Annotated in this window: 15 protein-coding genes; 3 read left to right on the top strand and 12 right to left on the bottom strand. The window is 31.3% G+C overall.

Translation table 11 applies throughout. The annotated features are described in order from the left end of the window. The 3 genes from CCY99_RS06140 (at position 1) to CCY99_RS06150 (ending at position 2,677) form a co-directional block, all read left to right on the top strand. Positions 1-1,239, top strand: coding sequence for a cytochrome bc complex cytochrome b subunit (locus CCY99_RS06140; RefSeq protein ID WP_112060544.1), 1,239 nt, complete (start codon positions 1-3; stop codon positions 1,237-1,239). Further along, positions 1,236-2,096 (top strand): c-type cytochrome, encoded by an 861-nt coding sequence (locus CCY99_RS06145; protein WP_112060545.1) that lies wholly within the window; start codon positions 1,236-1,238, stop codon positions 2,094-2,096. Before CCY99_RS06140 ends, CCY99_RS06145 begins: the two co-directional genes overlap by 4 nt. Before the next feature lie 113 nt (positions 2,097-2,209). Beyond that, positions 2,210-2,677 carry a tRNA (cytidine(34)-2'-O)-methyltransferase gene (locus tag CCY99_RS06150; protein WP_112060546.1) on the top strand — a complete coding sequence of 156 codons (468 nt, stop codon included), beginning with the start codon at positions 2,210-2,212 and terminating at the stop codon, positions 2,675-2,677. Positions 2,678-2,750: 73 nt separating this feature from the next. Here CCY99_RS06150 and CCY99_RS06155 read toward each other — a convergent pair whose 3' ends face one another. The 12 genes from CCY99_RS06155 to CCY99_RS06210 all read right to left on the bottom strand — a co-directional run bounded on the left by CCY99_RS06155 (position 2,751) and on the right by CCY99_RS06210 (position 13,960). Continuing rightward, complete coding sequence (locus CCY99_RS06155; RefSeq protein ID WP_112060547.1) at positions 2,751-3,935, bottom strand: tetrahydrodipicolinate N-succinyltransferase N-terminal domain-containing protein; 1,185 nt, start codon at positions 3,933-3,935, stop codon at positions 2,751-2,753. Positions 3,936-3,950: 15 nt separating this feature from the next. Further along, positions 3,951-4,841 carry a phosphatidylglycerol lysyltransferase domain-containing protein gene (locus CCY99_RS06160; RefSeq protein ID WP_112060548.1) on the bottom strand — a complete coding sequence of 297 codons (891 nt, stop codon included), beginning with the start codon at positions 4,839-4,841 and terminating at the stop codon, positions 3,951-3,953. Next, positions 4,842-5,060 carry a hypothetical protein gene (locus CCY99_RS06165; RefSeq protein ID WP_112060549.1) on the bottom strand — a complete coding sequence of 73 codons (219 nt, stop codon included), beginning with the start codon at positions 5,058-5,060 and terminating at the stop codon, positions 4,842-4,844. It abuts the gene before it with no gap. Positions 5,061-5,071: 11 nt separating this feature from the next. Continuing rightward, entirely contained in the window at positions 5,072-5,446 is a 375-nt protein-coding gene (gene fliS, locus CCY99_RS06170) for a flagellar export chaperone FliS (protein ID WP_112060550.1), read from the bottom strand. A gap of 24 nt (positions 5,447-5,470) precedes the next feature. Further along, entirely contained in the window at positions 5,471-7,495 is a 2,025-nt protein-coding gene (gene fliD, locus CCY99_RS06175) for a flagellar filament capping protein FliD (protein ID WP_112060551.1), read from the bottom strand. A gap of 66 nt (positions 7,496-7,561) precedes the next feature. Next, complete coding sequence (locus CCY99_RS06180; protein ID WP_112060552.1) at positions 7,562-7,942, bottom strand: flagellar protein FlaG; 381 nt, start codon at positions 7,940-7,942, stop codon at positions 7,562-7,564. A 70-nt stretch (positions 7,943-8,012) separates the two neighbouring features. Continuing rightward, positions 8,013-9,224, bottom strand: a complete 1,212-nt coding sequence (locus CCY99_RS06185; RefSeq protein ID WP_112060553.1) for a peptidoglycan DD-metalloendopeptidase family protein — start codon at positions 9,222-9,224, stop codon at positions 8,013-8,015. Then, positions 9,224-10,036, bottom strand: a complete 813-nt coding sequence (locus tag CCY99_RS06190) for a cell division protein FtsX (protein ID WP_112060554.1) — start codon at positions 10,034-10,036, stop codon at positions 9,224-9,226. Before CCY99_RS06190 ends, CCY99_RS06185 begins: the two co-directional genes overlap by 1 nt. Next, positions 10,023-10,697 carry an ABC transporter ATP-binding protein gene (locus tag CCY99_RS06195; protein ID WP_112060555.1) on the bottom strand — a complete coding sequence of 225 codons (675 nt, stop codon included), beginning with the start codon at positions 10,695-10,697 and terminating at the stop codon, positions 10,023-10,025. The genes CCY99_RS06190 and CCY99_RS06195 overlap by 14 nt, the downstream gene beginning before the upstream one ends. Continuing rightward, the gene (trmB, locus tag CCY99_RS06200; RefSeq protein ID WP_112060556.1) at positions 10,698-11,864 is read right to left on the bottom strand and encodes a tRNA (guanosine(46)-N7)-methyltransferase TrmB; all 1,167 of its coding nucleotides are present in this window, start codon (positions 11,862-11,864) and stop codon (positions 10,698-10,700) included. It abuts the gene before it with no gap. 1 nt (position 11,865) lies between these two features. Beyond that, a complete protein-coding gene (locus tag CCY99_RS06205; protein WP_112060557.1) occupies positions 11,866-13,056 on the bottom strand; it encodes a fibronectin type III domain-containing protein in 1,191 nt (396 codons plus the stop codon). Beyond that, the gene (locus tag CCY99_RS06210; protein WP_112060558.1) at positions 13,007-13,960 is read right to left on the bottom strand and encodes an RluA family pseudouridine synthase; all 954 of its coding nucleotides are present in this window, start codon (positions 13,958-13,960) and stop codon (positions 13,007-13,009) included. The genes CCY99_RS06205 and CCY99_RS06210 overlap by 50 nt, the downstream gene beginning before the upstream one ends. Positions 13,961-13,968: the final 8 nt, after the last annotated feature.

A 13,968-nucleotide genomic window follows, 5' to 3' on the forward strand; every position in this document is an offset into this window, starting at 1 on the left:
ATGGCGAATATTAAAAAAGCAGATAGTTTTATAGACTGGCTTGACCAGCGATTGGCTATAAAAGCTGTTACAAAAGTTTTGATGACGGAATATTGGATTCCAAAAAATATAAATTGGCTTTGGGCGATGGGTGTGGTTCTAACTATGCTATTTAGTGTGCTTGTGGTATCTGGGATATTCTTGCTTATGTATTATAAGCCAGATGTGAAACTTGCATTTGATAGCGTAAATCTAACTATTATGAATGAGGTTAGCTATGGGTGGCTTTGGCGACACGCACACGCTGTGAGTGCATCGCTCATTTTCCTTGTGATTTATATCCATATGTTAGTTGCGATTTATTATGGCTCTTATAAAAAAGGGAGAGAGATGATATGGCTAACTGGAATGCTACTTTTCGTGCTATTTAGTGCAGAGGCATTTAGTGGTTATATGCTACCTTGGGGGCAGATGAGCTATTGGGCGGCGAAAGTTATCACGGATTTATTTGCAAAAATTCCATTTATTGGACCAGATTTAGTTGTGTGGATTCGTGGAAATTTCACTGTAGCTGATGCGACACTAACTAGATTCTTTATGTTGCATGTATTCTTACTTCCTGTGGTTATTATGCTTTTAATCGTGGTGCATTTCTACTCGTTAAGAGTCCCGCATGTAAATAATCAAGATGGCGAGGAGCTAGATTTTGATAAAGAAGTAGAGAAATATAAAAATGGCAATAAAAAGGAATCTAAAATCGTGGCGTTTTGGCCTGATTTCCTATCAAAAGATATTTTTGTAATATGTGTATTTTTGATACTTTTCTTTTACTTAATGTGCTTTAATTTTGGTTTTGCGATGGACCCAATAAATTTTGACCCAGCAAATCATATGAAAACTCCAGCACATATTTATCCAGAGTGGTATTTCCTATGGAGCTATGAGATTTTACGAGGATTCTTTATGAGCGAATCGCTTGGATTGATATTCTTTGGATTTGCACAAGTGATACTTTTTGCTATTCCATTCCTAGATAGAAGCCCAGTTGTCGCCCCTGCACATAAAAGACCTATGTTTTGTGTGTGGTTTTTCATACTTGTAGCGGATTTAATCGTGCTAACGATATTTGGGAAACTACCTCCGGAGGGCATAAATAATGTTGTGGGCTTTGTAGCGGCGATTACATTTATATTGCTTATAATCGCATTGCCGATTATCACCACATTAGAAAAAAATTGTAAATGTGGAGGTGCAAAATGAGTGCATTTAGAGAATTAAAGATTCTAGCTCTTGTAGTTGTTTTGGTCGGGATATTATATTGGGGTGTTGAGCCTTTGGCACATTCCATATTCTACCCGAAAACTGCTCCAGCAGACTTTACATTTAGTGATTTAGAAAAATTACCAACTGATGGCAATGTAGAAAAAGGCAAGGAATTAGCAGGTTTGTATTGCATCGCTTGTCATAGTATAGAAAAAGATGGATTCCCAGCTATGCTATCAAATGCAGATGCAGCGATGGCTTATGGCGTAGTCCCACCAGATTTATCAAATATTGGGATTTTGTATGAGTCTAATTTCTTAGCAAATCTTATAAAAGACCCAGTGAAAGCTCTAAAACTAAGCCATAAATTTGATGATAATAAGCCATTCCCAATGACTCCAACCTATGTGAGTGATGCTGAGATAGGCGATATAGTGGCATATTTTAAAAGTATTGCAAATCCTAATCTAACAGATAAGGAAGTATTCACGGAAGCTTGTGTTAGATGTCATAGTATGAAATACGATAAAGTTGTGGCACTAACCCCAGATGATACAATTGAAGCATATCTAGGTGCTAAAGCTCCCGATTTATCAATGATGATACGAAGTCGTGGTGCAGATAAATTGAATAAATTCATAAATGACCCACAAAAAATCCTTGAAGGTGCATCAATGCCTAGAGTGGGACTAACTCAAGAATCCCAAGATAAAATTATAAATTATATGGAAAAAATTGGCGATAGCAAAAAAGGTGAACGGGAATTTGTAGGAAAAATATTAATTGGATTTATGATTATTATGGCGATTTTGGCGTATTTGTGGAAACGCAAAATTTGGCACGACTTACATTAATCGTTATCTAGTAAGATTTTCTTACTAGATAAATCCTAGCAAAAATCTACACTTATCTTTTAAAATTTCATTTATCTAAAAATTTAATATTTGTATAAAATTATAGAGGTTATATGATAAACATCGTTTTAGTAGAGCCTAGAATCCCGCAAAATACAGGAAATATAGGCAGACTTTGCTTAGCTATTAATGCAAGATTGCATTTGATATATCCACTTGGATTTATGCTAGATTCTAAAGCCATAAAGCGTTCGGGAATGGATTATTTTAGATATGTAGATTTGATAAAATGGGATAATTTGAGTGATTTTTGGGAAGCAAATCCAATAGATGATAATCATTTTTTCTTAAGCACAAAGGCAGAGAAATACTATTTTGACATACATTATAATAATGAATGTTTTCTATATTTTGGCAGAGAAGACCTTGGATTAGATATTAAGATTCTAGAATCCAATAAAGATAGATTGCTTAAGATACCAATGTTTAATAACGCAAGAAGTTTAAATCTTTCAAATTGTGTTAGTATCGTTGCTTATGAGGTTTTGCGACAAAATTTTAGTAAATTAATGATTGAATAAGATTTTATTAGATTCTAAAATCATAAATATCTTTTAAAAGGCTTGTATAGATTTATACAAGCCTTATATGTTTCTAATGCAATGCTTTATTTAGCTCGATTTTTACCTTACTTCTAAAAGCTGTCATTTTGCCACTTTTGGAATCCTGTCTAAAATGAATCCCATTTTTACCTGATAATTCCATACCTTTATAGAGATTATCATCGTTGATGGTAAAATCATTATTGATTTCTTTGATTTTCAAAGCTTCATTTGGGTCAATATAAAAAATCGTTCCAGCCAAAACTGCAATACCGCCATCTACGATACAACCATCTCCAAGACTAATTCCCGTTGAGCTATTCACGCCAAGCAAACAATTTTCACCAATAGAGATTGGGTTTGAGTTTCCGCCACTTAGCACTCCTAAGATACTAGCTCCACCGCCTACATCTGTGCCATTTCCAATAATTACAGAAGATGAGATTCTACCCTCATTCATACAAGTTCCCATTACACCAGCATTAAAATTTATATAGCTAGCCCCCGGCATTTGTGTATATCCACCACTTCCAAGATACGCTCCAAAGCGAGTTTTAGCAGAATCTAAAAGTCGAATATTGTCATATTGCGGGACAACTTGCATTAAATATCGCGGGAATTTATCCACAAAATCAATGGCTGGATATTCGCCTCTTAGTTTTAAGCCTATCTCATTTTCACGCAAATATGATAATTCATAAGGTTTATTTCCACTCCAAGCAACATTTTCCAAAAGCCCAAAGATTCCATCAAGCATTAGGCTTCTTAGTTTTGCTTTACCTAAAGATAATGCCAAAAGTTTTATATATGAGCTTTCTACGCTTTCGCATTTAACATCTTCATAGATAACTACAAATCTAAATGGTGATTTTTGACAATTTAGATTCTGCAATTTTCGTAATTCAAGTAAAACTTGGATATTTTTATGACTTTCTCCATCTTTTAAGGATTCCGCTAAGAATGGATTAAATAAATCTAATGCATTTTCTACAAAGCTTGAATCCACTCTAAAAATAGCTTCGTTTTCGCTCTTAGCAATTACTTTTTTTGCTGAAGCACAAAATACCGCATAAGAGCCAAGATTCTCATCTTTCCAATTTAGAATAGGATAAGTTGCTTGTAAAACTTTCCCATCTTTTCCTAAATCTACACGACAGATTCCAAAACCAAGTGGCTTTTTGAATTTTTTGCCCTCTTCGTCTACAAATTTTTTAAATTCATCAATAGTTTTAATCATTTTATTCCTTTTATTTTATATTAGATTTGCATTAAATTTTTCTACAAATCGAATTGGATTATAAGTCATTTTTGCGTGTCTTAGACCGCTTAAACCCAAATCCTCTTCCCTATTTACAAACTCCATATCACTCCAATCATTTACTAAAAACTGCTGATTAATAGCTTGATAAACTCCATCATAAAAAATATTTCCTTTTTCAATGTGGATAACAACGCTATTATCATTAATTTGTTCAGCTAAACTAAATGCAGCAATCTTCCCCTCAATGCGAATAATAGCACCTTTCATATCAAGTAAATGAAAGTTTTTTAAACAAGCTTCTATGCCTTTATATTCATTTTTTAAATCATCATTTAGATTTGGATTATCATTCAGCCAATTCGTATAAGTGGATAAAACCTCCAAAGCATTAGTAGAATCTATCCTCTCATAGATAAAATTTGGATATAGATTCATAAATTTATTTAGACGATTTTTCTTATTATGAAGTTTCCTGCCACTTAGTTTTATCAAATCAACTACATTATAAAGATAATCAAATCTATCGCGATTAGGGGCGATACTAAAACGATTTGGCATATTAGATTCTAACTCATCTTTTTGATAGGATTCTATGGAGCGAAAAGAAAAGGGCATTCCATTATCCAAAAAATATTCCATTGTTTGCTTTATGGTTGCATTTCTATCGCCAAGTCCTAAAGGATAAAATATAAATGGATAATGCTCATTAGCAAACTTTGTTTTAATAACCAAACAATCATTTATAATGCTATAGGTTATATCTCTACTAAAATGCCAGATATAAAGATTCCCAAAAAGCATATCACTTGCTTCTATTCTCTGGGCATTAAAAAATTCTTTAATTATATTTTTTGAACTAATATCTATTGGTAGAAATTGCAACTAATCCTCCAGAAAAAACCGCATTTGTTTTAATTTTATCATTGATTTTGATAGCGAGTCTCTATCTTTTTGAAGTTTTTTGATAAACTCTCCAACTAATTCTCTAGCACAAATCAAATCATCAATGTTATCAAACTTTGGTAAATCTTCTATTAAATTTAATACTTTTTCATCATCTTTATTTAAAATTGCAATTTTTAGCTCATCTATCCAAGACATAAAATCTCTTATCAATCATACTGGTGAATCTCTCTCCAAGCCTCTAATAATCCTTTTGTAACCTTTATTACGATATTTATTTTATCTACATTATTTTCTACATTGGCTTGGGTTAAAAATTTTATTTGTTGCATATATAATCCTGTTAGATAATTTGCCACATCACCGCCATTATCATAGTCTAATACATTCAAAAGCTCGGTAAATATATCTGTTGTTCTATTAATATAATAAATCTTTTTTTCTATATCACCAACCTCAATCCCACGCTTAGCTAGACTTGCAAATCGTAGGATTCCCTCATATAGCATTTCTATTAATTTAGATGGAGATTCTACTCCAATATGGGGTTGTTGATAAAGATTATAAACATTTTGACTATTCATAGATTCCCCTCATATAATTTACAATTATTTCTTTTTATCTGCAATGGATTGCTCTATCATCATATTTAAGCTATTGAATGAATTATTTGCTTTTGCTATTTGTCCATCATATGCTGCAAAGCGATTAGCCATCATTTCATATCTACTATTTAATAATTCCATATTTCGTGTCCTATCTGCCTTTAGTCGTTTATCGTCATTCGTGATACTATCCTCAAATAATTTCAATCTTGCGTTTTCTCCTGTAGTAAGGGAATCCAACTCTTTTGTTACAAGACTAAAAACTCCCTGTGTTTCTACCTCTTTGCCATTTATAGTAGCTTTACCGCCTCTAAAAAAATCCATTACTTTATCTGGATTAGCAGTAATTTCACTTTGTAATTTACCTTCATCTAAAATTAAAAGTCCATCATCATTAAAACTAAGACCATAATTTACAATACTTTCATATCGTCCATCTGCAAAATTTATCGAAGCTAAAGCACGATGAAGTGAATTTTTAATCACTCTAATATCACTTACCCCATTAAAGATTCCAGCGATTTTTGTGTCCTCATCGTATCTAGTCAATTCATCTAATTTTGGGATAAGTAAATTATAGTTTTCCACAAATGCTTTTACTTCCTCTAAAATCGTCGCATTATTTCTATCAACTCTAATATTTACATCTTTTTGGCTAGGGGATAAAAGCTCTAAAGTAACGCCATTTATAATATCATCAATGGTATTATTAGGGCGACTTACATTTACACCATTATAGGTTAGATTCGCATTTGAAGATTGTTGGATATTTTTAATCCCAATAGATGGTGCTAAAATAGTCCAATCCTTAAAATCCCCCGGAACAAGTCCTAATTTTTTTAGTGCCTCTTGATTATCATCTACTGCCCTAATAGAAGCTTCCCCTGTATTAGTATTGATAACTAAGAATCCATCATTATTTATTTTGGCATAATATCCGCTAATGGCATTTATGGCATTAACGATAGCAGTTTCGTTCATTTCTTTTGTGTTATCAACGGAAGTAATCATTGATAAATCAAGATTCTCTCCCCCAATAGTAACTACACCTGAAATCAACCCTGCACTAATACTATTTGTCCCAACAATAGTATCATCTTCGCTAACACTTTTATTTGTAAATAATTCGCTTGATTTGATTCCATCAACGCTAATACCAAATCCCCTTTTGTCATTTAAAATCAATCTTTTACCATCGCCACTAAGGCTAATATTTATATCTCCATTTTTTAGTAATTCAACAAGTTCCAAATCATTGGTGATAGCATTTATTATTGCCTCTTTTAAGATACTTGCATTTTGTTTAGATTCTGGATTGCTTTGAGAGAGATTGACATTGATTATTTTATTATTGCCATTTTTATCAACAAAACTTATACTAAAATCCCCATCTACTAGGTTTAAAGCACCATTTGCAATATCTCTTGAAATAAGCGTATTTCCAAAATAAATATTATTGCTTTCACCTGTATCCCTAGAATTTATCATTAAGGAAAAAGCATTTTCTCCTTCGCCTGTTTTCATAATAGAGGCATTTACTTCGCCATTAGTTTCATCGATAATCTTTTGTGCAACATCATTTAGGGTATCTGTATTGTTGATTTTTATCTTGTAATCTTTGCCATTAATATTAAATTTAAACAATGTATTACTTGTAGAAAAAATATCATCTCTTGAAGCGAATTTTAATCCTAATTCATTCACAGAATTTCTAGCAATCTCACTTACATTGATTTTTATATCTTGCACCGGCACACCCGCACCAACGCTAACTTTTACTGAGCTTTCATCGCTTGAAGTCGCCGTTCTCTCTAGATATGATGAATAATCAGCTATTTTCTTGGAGCTACTTTTTAGGGAATTTAGCATTGTTGTAAGCCCGACAAGCTCGGTTTGTTTTTCTATATTTTCTTGTAATTTTTTATCGATTGGAGCTATTTGAGCATTTTCATCTGCTTGTTTTAATTTATCAATAATATCATAATTTAAAACCCCGCTACCTACTCCAAGCGAGCTTAATGGATTCATAAAACTACACCTTTATATTTTTGTTTAAATTCCCTAGCTTAGCTACTTCTTAAGTTCTTTTTATATTCAACCTTTTGTATCTAATATCACGCTTATAATATCTCTCATTTTTTTCATTAATTCCAATGCCTCATCTGTTGGAATCTTTCGTATAACCTCTCCGCTATCTCTTTGCTTTATTGTCAAAACCAACGATGATATAGAATCCTCATAATCAAAAAGTAGATTAGTATTTATTGATTCCATTTCTTTATTTAATTCTTTTGTTAAATCAAGAAGTTTCTGTTCTAATTCTTTCCGCTCTTCTCTACTTAGATTGCTTAATTTATCATCTTCGATTTTAAGCTTTGTGGTAAATACATTTTCCTTTGCAATATTGTCATAATTGCTTTCTTGAATCATACTATATAGCTGACTATTAACATTATTGTTTATAGAATCTACCATAATAATTTATTCCTCACCATACATAAGAATTTGAATGTTTGTATAGTATCGACATTTTTTATAAAAAATTTTATTTAGCAACAATAAAATCAAGAGGGTTAATATGTTTATCTTTTTGTGTAACTTCAAAATTTAATTTATCATTAACATAGGCGATTGTTGCACCTTTTTTGATATTTGAACCAACTTTTGTAGTGCCTAAAATCTCATCAAGATAGGAATAAATTGTATGGATTCCATTTTTATGTTCGATAATCACTACTTTTTTAAGCATTGCAGTATCTTTTGCAAATACTATTTTTCCATCAAGCACGGATAATACAGGACTTCGTTTATTAACACTAAAAGTGATAAATTCATTAAAAACACGCATTTTATAAACTGGGTCAAAATATGGTCCATATTTCGTTTCAATTTTATAGTTTTTAAGTGGTGCAATAGTTTTAGAACCTCTATATTTTGCAGTGCTTACATTTCTATATGAACTACCGATTTGACGAACTTCTAATGGTGCTTCATTGCTAGTTTTTGCAGGCTCACTTTTAAGTAGTTTTTCACGCTTTTGTTCTTGATTTTCTAATTCTTGTTTTTTTAATATATTTAGACTGACTAGAATCTCTTGAATCCCCACTCTTTCTTTATCAAGTTGTTTTAATTCATCATTATAAGAATCTAATTCAATATTTAATTTTTTTGCGAGATTCTGCTGCTCTTTCCTTGCAATCTCTAGAATCTCCTTTTTTTCTTTTTGTGAGGTTATGACTTTTTTAGCAGAATCTATTCCATCTTTTATATCTTTCATCTCTTTTGTGGTTGCTTCCTGCTCTTTTATTATGTTATTTATATGTTGTTTTGCGACATTACTCATCTGTTTTAGGATTTCTTCATTGATTATAGAATCTTCACTCAAAGCTTCTTTAGAGTTTAAAATCATAGCGATAGTCATATCTTTTAAAATGGTATCTACAAGATTATTTTGTAGGGTTTCTAGTCTATTTGTAAGCTCATTTAATTTAGATTGAAGGTCTGTATAAACCTTTTCTTGCTCTAAATATACTTTTTGATTTGTATCAATATTCTTTTGAATAAGCCTTATTTGTTTATCTAACTCCTTTATCTTTGCATTTTTATCATTTATATTTGCACCTAAGGTTTTTAGTTTTTTATTTATGGCGGATTGTTGGGAAGAAATATTTTGTAGTTTTTGCTGATTTGCCTTAATACTTTTATCTGTGTTAGCAAAAAGCAGAGTAAATGAAAAAAGTAAAATAATTAAACGCATTATGGTTCTTTTTGAAATAGAATAACCATAAACACAGAAAACATTGATATTACATAAGCACTAAATAATAGAATAAAATAATCTAATACAAATGTTTTCAAACTAAAAATATTAATACCTAGCATAGAGATTATAGAATTTATCTTATTATTATTCGACAAAATAAGAACAAGGATAATAACAAATAATGATGAAATGATAGAATCAATCAAAGCAAGGCGATATAGCGGAGCATTTTTAAACTTTGAATGTGCCCCTAAATATGTCATAATCTCCATTCTCTCGCTATGTTCGAATCTCCAAACCTCTATTTGCTTTATCATTAAAAGAAAACTCAAAATAAAAATAAGACTCGAAAGCACAAGCACACAACCTTTAAGTAAAACAAGTAAGCGATATGTTTGATTATGAGATTTACTAAAAGATTCTATTCTTGTAATATCGCCTAGAGATAATAAATCATTTTCAATCTGTTTTATTCTATGTTGATTTGGAAACGAATTTAATGTGAGTGTATAGAAAAATGGCAGGGAATCTTTCAAATCATCAATATTGCTAGATTGGAATTCTGCATTTATTTCACTTAAGATTCCGCTTGTATCTAGCTTATTTAATGAATGAATCTCACTAACCTTTTGTTTTATATCAGATTCATTTAATTCTGTTTTACTTACAACTACAATAGCGTAATTCTTACCAATAAGCTCCTCGTGGCTAAGAACCGCACGATTAACTAGCAATATGCTTTCAATTCCCACAAGAAGTGCTATAAGTGGCACAAGCAAAGAAATATACTGCCTAAACCATCTCATGAACAACTCCATTTTCTATATACAAATGCTTATGATGCATACTTATTTTATCGGGCATTCTGTGTGTTACAACAACTATTGTTATTTTTAATTGTTCATTTACGCCTTTAAGCAAACTCCAAATCAAATCGCTACTATAATCATCAAGATTCCCAGTTGGCTCATCGGCAAATATTATCTTAGGATTTCCAGCTAATGCCCTTGCGAGGGCTACTCTCTGCTGCTCTCCTCCGCTTAATTCAAGTGGATATTTTTTTGCTTTATGCTCTAATCTTATATGTCTTAATAATCGTTCTGTTTTAATCTTGCAAGAATTTTTAGGAAATCCGCTAATTACCATAGGAAACATAATATTTCGCTCAATATTCCATTCCTTTATAAGCTTATAATCTTGAAACACTATGCCAATTTGTCGCCGAAGCTTACGAATACTGCTTTTTGGGGCATTTAATAGATTAAATCCACAAACACTTAAATGCCCATCTCTTATAGGAAGATTGCCATACATTGAGCGAAGAAGCGTTGATTTGCCACTTCCGCTTACTCCTGTAATAAATGCAAAATCATTTTCTTTTACCTGAAAACTAGCATTTTTAATTATAAGCGGGTCTTTGTTGTATCCAAGGTTTAGATTCAATGCCGCTATAATTGATGATTTCACTTAATCCACTCCATACAATTTTACTAACATTTTAAGGGCATTTACATTAGACTTAGTTGGTATAATATCTCCTAAAATATTAACTTCACCTTCATTTGACACAACCAAATATATCTTATTTGGAGTATTAAACGCACCAAAAAGAACAAATAAAATATAGCCAAATTGAGATTGATATATACTTTTTATATGCAAAAAACATTCCTCATTCCAAGACTTTAGGTTGCGAGATTTTAAAATCTTACCCATATCAATGGATTCTAGTATAATTTTTAAGGATTCTGCATTTTTAACATTATCTTTTATGCAATCCTTTAGGATAAATTTGGCATTGAAAATATCTTTATTTTGATTAATCCATCGTGCCTCATATTTGCTAATTATCGTTGCTTGAGTGTTTAGATTAGATTCTATTTGTATGTTTTGATATTTCTTAGCAATATCTAAAGCATATAAAAAATATTCCTTGCTATCAGTTCTAAGCTCCAAAAATCCGTATTTTTTTAGGATTCTACAGCATTCATCTAAAAATATCTTACTAAAAACTCTTTTTTGTGGATTCTTATCCCAAGGAATTGGAAAATGTAAATATATAGAATCTATCGCATTTGATGGCAGAATCTCAAATAGATTCCTACAATCGGCATTCATTACAAATAGATTTTTTAATCCCAAAATATCTATTTGATTTAGCACTTGTTCGATTGCAGGGCGATAAATCTCAATGCCTAGAAAAATCGAATTAGGATTATTTTTTGCTAGATTTAGTATATGTCGCCCAGAGCCAAAGCCAATCTCAATGGATAGATTATTAGTAGATTCTAAAAACTCATTAATATCTAAAATATTTAAAAAATATTGATTTAATTTAGTTTGTTTTCTAATATTTAGATTATGCGATAGAATCTTGGCATTTGCAATCTCTGCATATATATTCAAAGCTCGCTTAACTATATCAATAGAGCGGACTTTTAGATGTTTATTATATTTTAGAAGAATCTTTCCTCCCTTGTATTGCTTAAAAAACAAAAAATGCTCACCATTATGCAAAACTAATATAATGCTATTATTATCAAATAATGACTTTGCCTCACATATAAATTCAAAATCTCCACAAACTACGGGATATTTTATATTATCTATTTGTGTGGCAAAAAAATGTGGCATATTACTTTATCGATAAATTTACTTCTTCGGAATTATTTGACTCCAAGCCAAATTCATCTACAGCAACAACATAATAAGTATATTCCTTACCAACTCTCATATCTTTATCTACAAATAATGTTCCATTTATCTTAAATCTTGTAACATCACCAAATAAGCCACTTTTTCTATATACTAGATAATATTGTGCATCGCTATTTGCTTCCCATTGTATTTGTGCTTCTTGCTTATCAACATAACCTTTTATGATTTTTGGTGTTTGTGGAATCTTTCTCGTGCTACCTTTTGTCGCCGCACTCATATTGCTCTCAATATTTGTAGAATCTACCCCGCTTACTTTATAATAATAGCTAACATTAGGCGAACCTACATTATCCACAAATCTTGTATTTGAAGTAGAGCCTATCATACTATAAGCACCATCAATTGTTTTTGAGCGATAAATCTTATAACTTGATGCATCATTTATTTTATCCCAATTTACCACAATGGTAGTTGGGAGATTATTCGATGCTGTGATACTTCCGCTAACTACAGGTTTCTTTTTTGTTCTAGCTGTTACAATCTTGCTAGGGCGAGAGGGATTTTCCATAAAATCCATAGCAACAATTCTATATCTATAACTACTTTCATCATTTAGATTCTCATCAAAATACTCCACCATAAGCCTATGATTAACAATACCTATTGTTTTAAACTCACTATTATCTTCTTGTCTTTGCACTAAATAATGTGAAATAGATGGATTTGGATGTGGATTCCATAGTAATTTTACTTTCTTTGGATAGTCATTTGAGGCATAAAGACTTTCAACTGGATTTATAAATGATGTTCTAACTTTTACAACCTCACTTCTAGATGAATATGCATTTTTGCTCAATGTGTGGAAATAATAGCTATAATCTTTTTCAGGGAAAAGCCCAGAATCTACATAATGACTTGCAAGTGGATTTTGTATATATGCCACTTCCTTATATCCATCTCCATCATCTCGGTATAAAACATATCCTTTAAGTGAAGCATCATTTATAACTTCCCATTCAAATGCAACAGAGCTAACATCAGGAATTGTTTTAATATTTTTTACCTGTGGTAGATTTCTATCAATGCCATCAAGTGAAGATATTGTGCTAGAACACGCACTAAATACTAAAGCTAAGCTTATTATTACTAAGATTTTCCAGAATCTCATTTACTCTCTCCATATCAAAATTATTTTGCAGATAATCCCGCATATCATCAAACATATCGGCAACAAACGACATTTTGCCAAGATTTGGATGCTCCAAATGCAATATATAAGAATGTAGCATTATACGCATTTTCTCACCCTTATAACCATATAAACTATCACCTAAAATATGTCGATTAAAACTCTCTAAATGTGCTCTTATTTGATGAGTGCGACCCGTAGAGAGTTTTGCTAGAATCATTTCTTTCTTAGAATCTTTACTCAAAAGTAATTTAAAAAAATTACTTTTTGAATATCTACCATTTAATCTATTTGTTTTAGAAATCTTAAGGCGATTTTTTGGATTCCTAGATAGATTACATTCTATTTCCATATTATCTTTAAGCGGTAAATCTATCAAAGCTATATAAAGTCGTCCCATCGTGTGATTTTGCAATTGTTTGCTTAGATACATATGTGAAATATTGTTTTTTGCAATAACCATAGCACCACTAGTTTGCTTATCAAGCCTATGCACAATGCCTTCTCGCTTTTCTCCACTTATATTTGATAGCTGAATCTTATTTGCCCGAAGCCAATCCACAAGGCTTTCTTCTTTTAGGCTTGGGGCTCCGTGTGTAGCGAGATGTGGCGGTTTATTAATCACTAAAATATCATTATCTTCATAGATTCGTTGGATAAAAATATCACTTTTAGATTCCACGCATTCATTAGGAATTATCCTACTTAATGTAATAATATCATTTGGTTTTACTAAGATTCCGCTTTTTACTGCGATTTTATAATTTATCTTAACAAGTTGTTTTTTTACGAGATTTAACGCTTGACTTCTACTAATATTTAATTTTTGATTTAAAAATAAATCAAGTCTAAGCGGAGAAGTCGTATCACAAATAATATTCACTTTTTATT

Source organism: Helicobacter sp. 16-1353, assembly GCF_003288815.1.
Taxonomy (GTDB): Bacteria; Campylobacterota; Campylobacteria; order Campylobacterales; family Helicobacteraceae; genus NHYM01.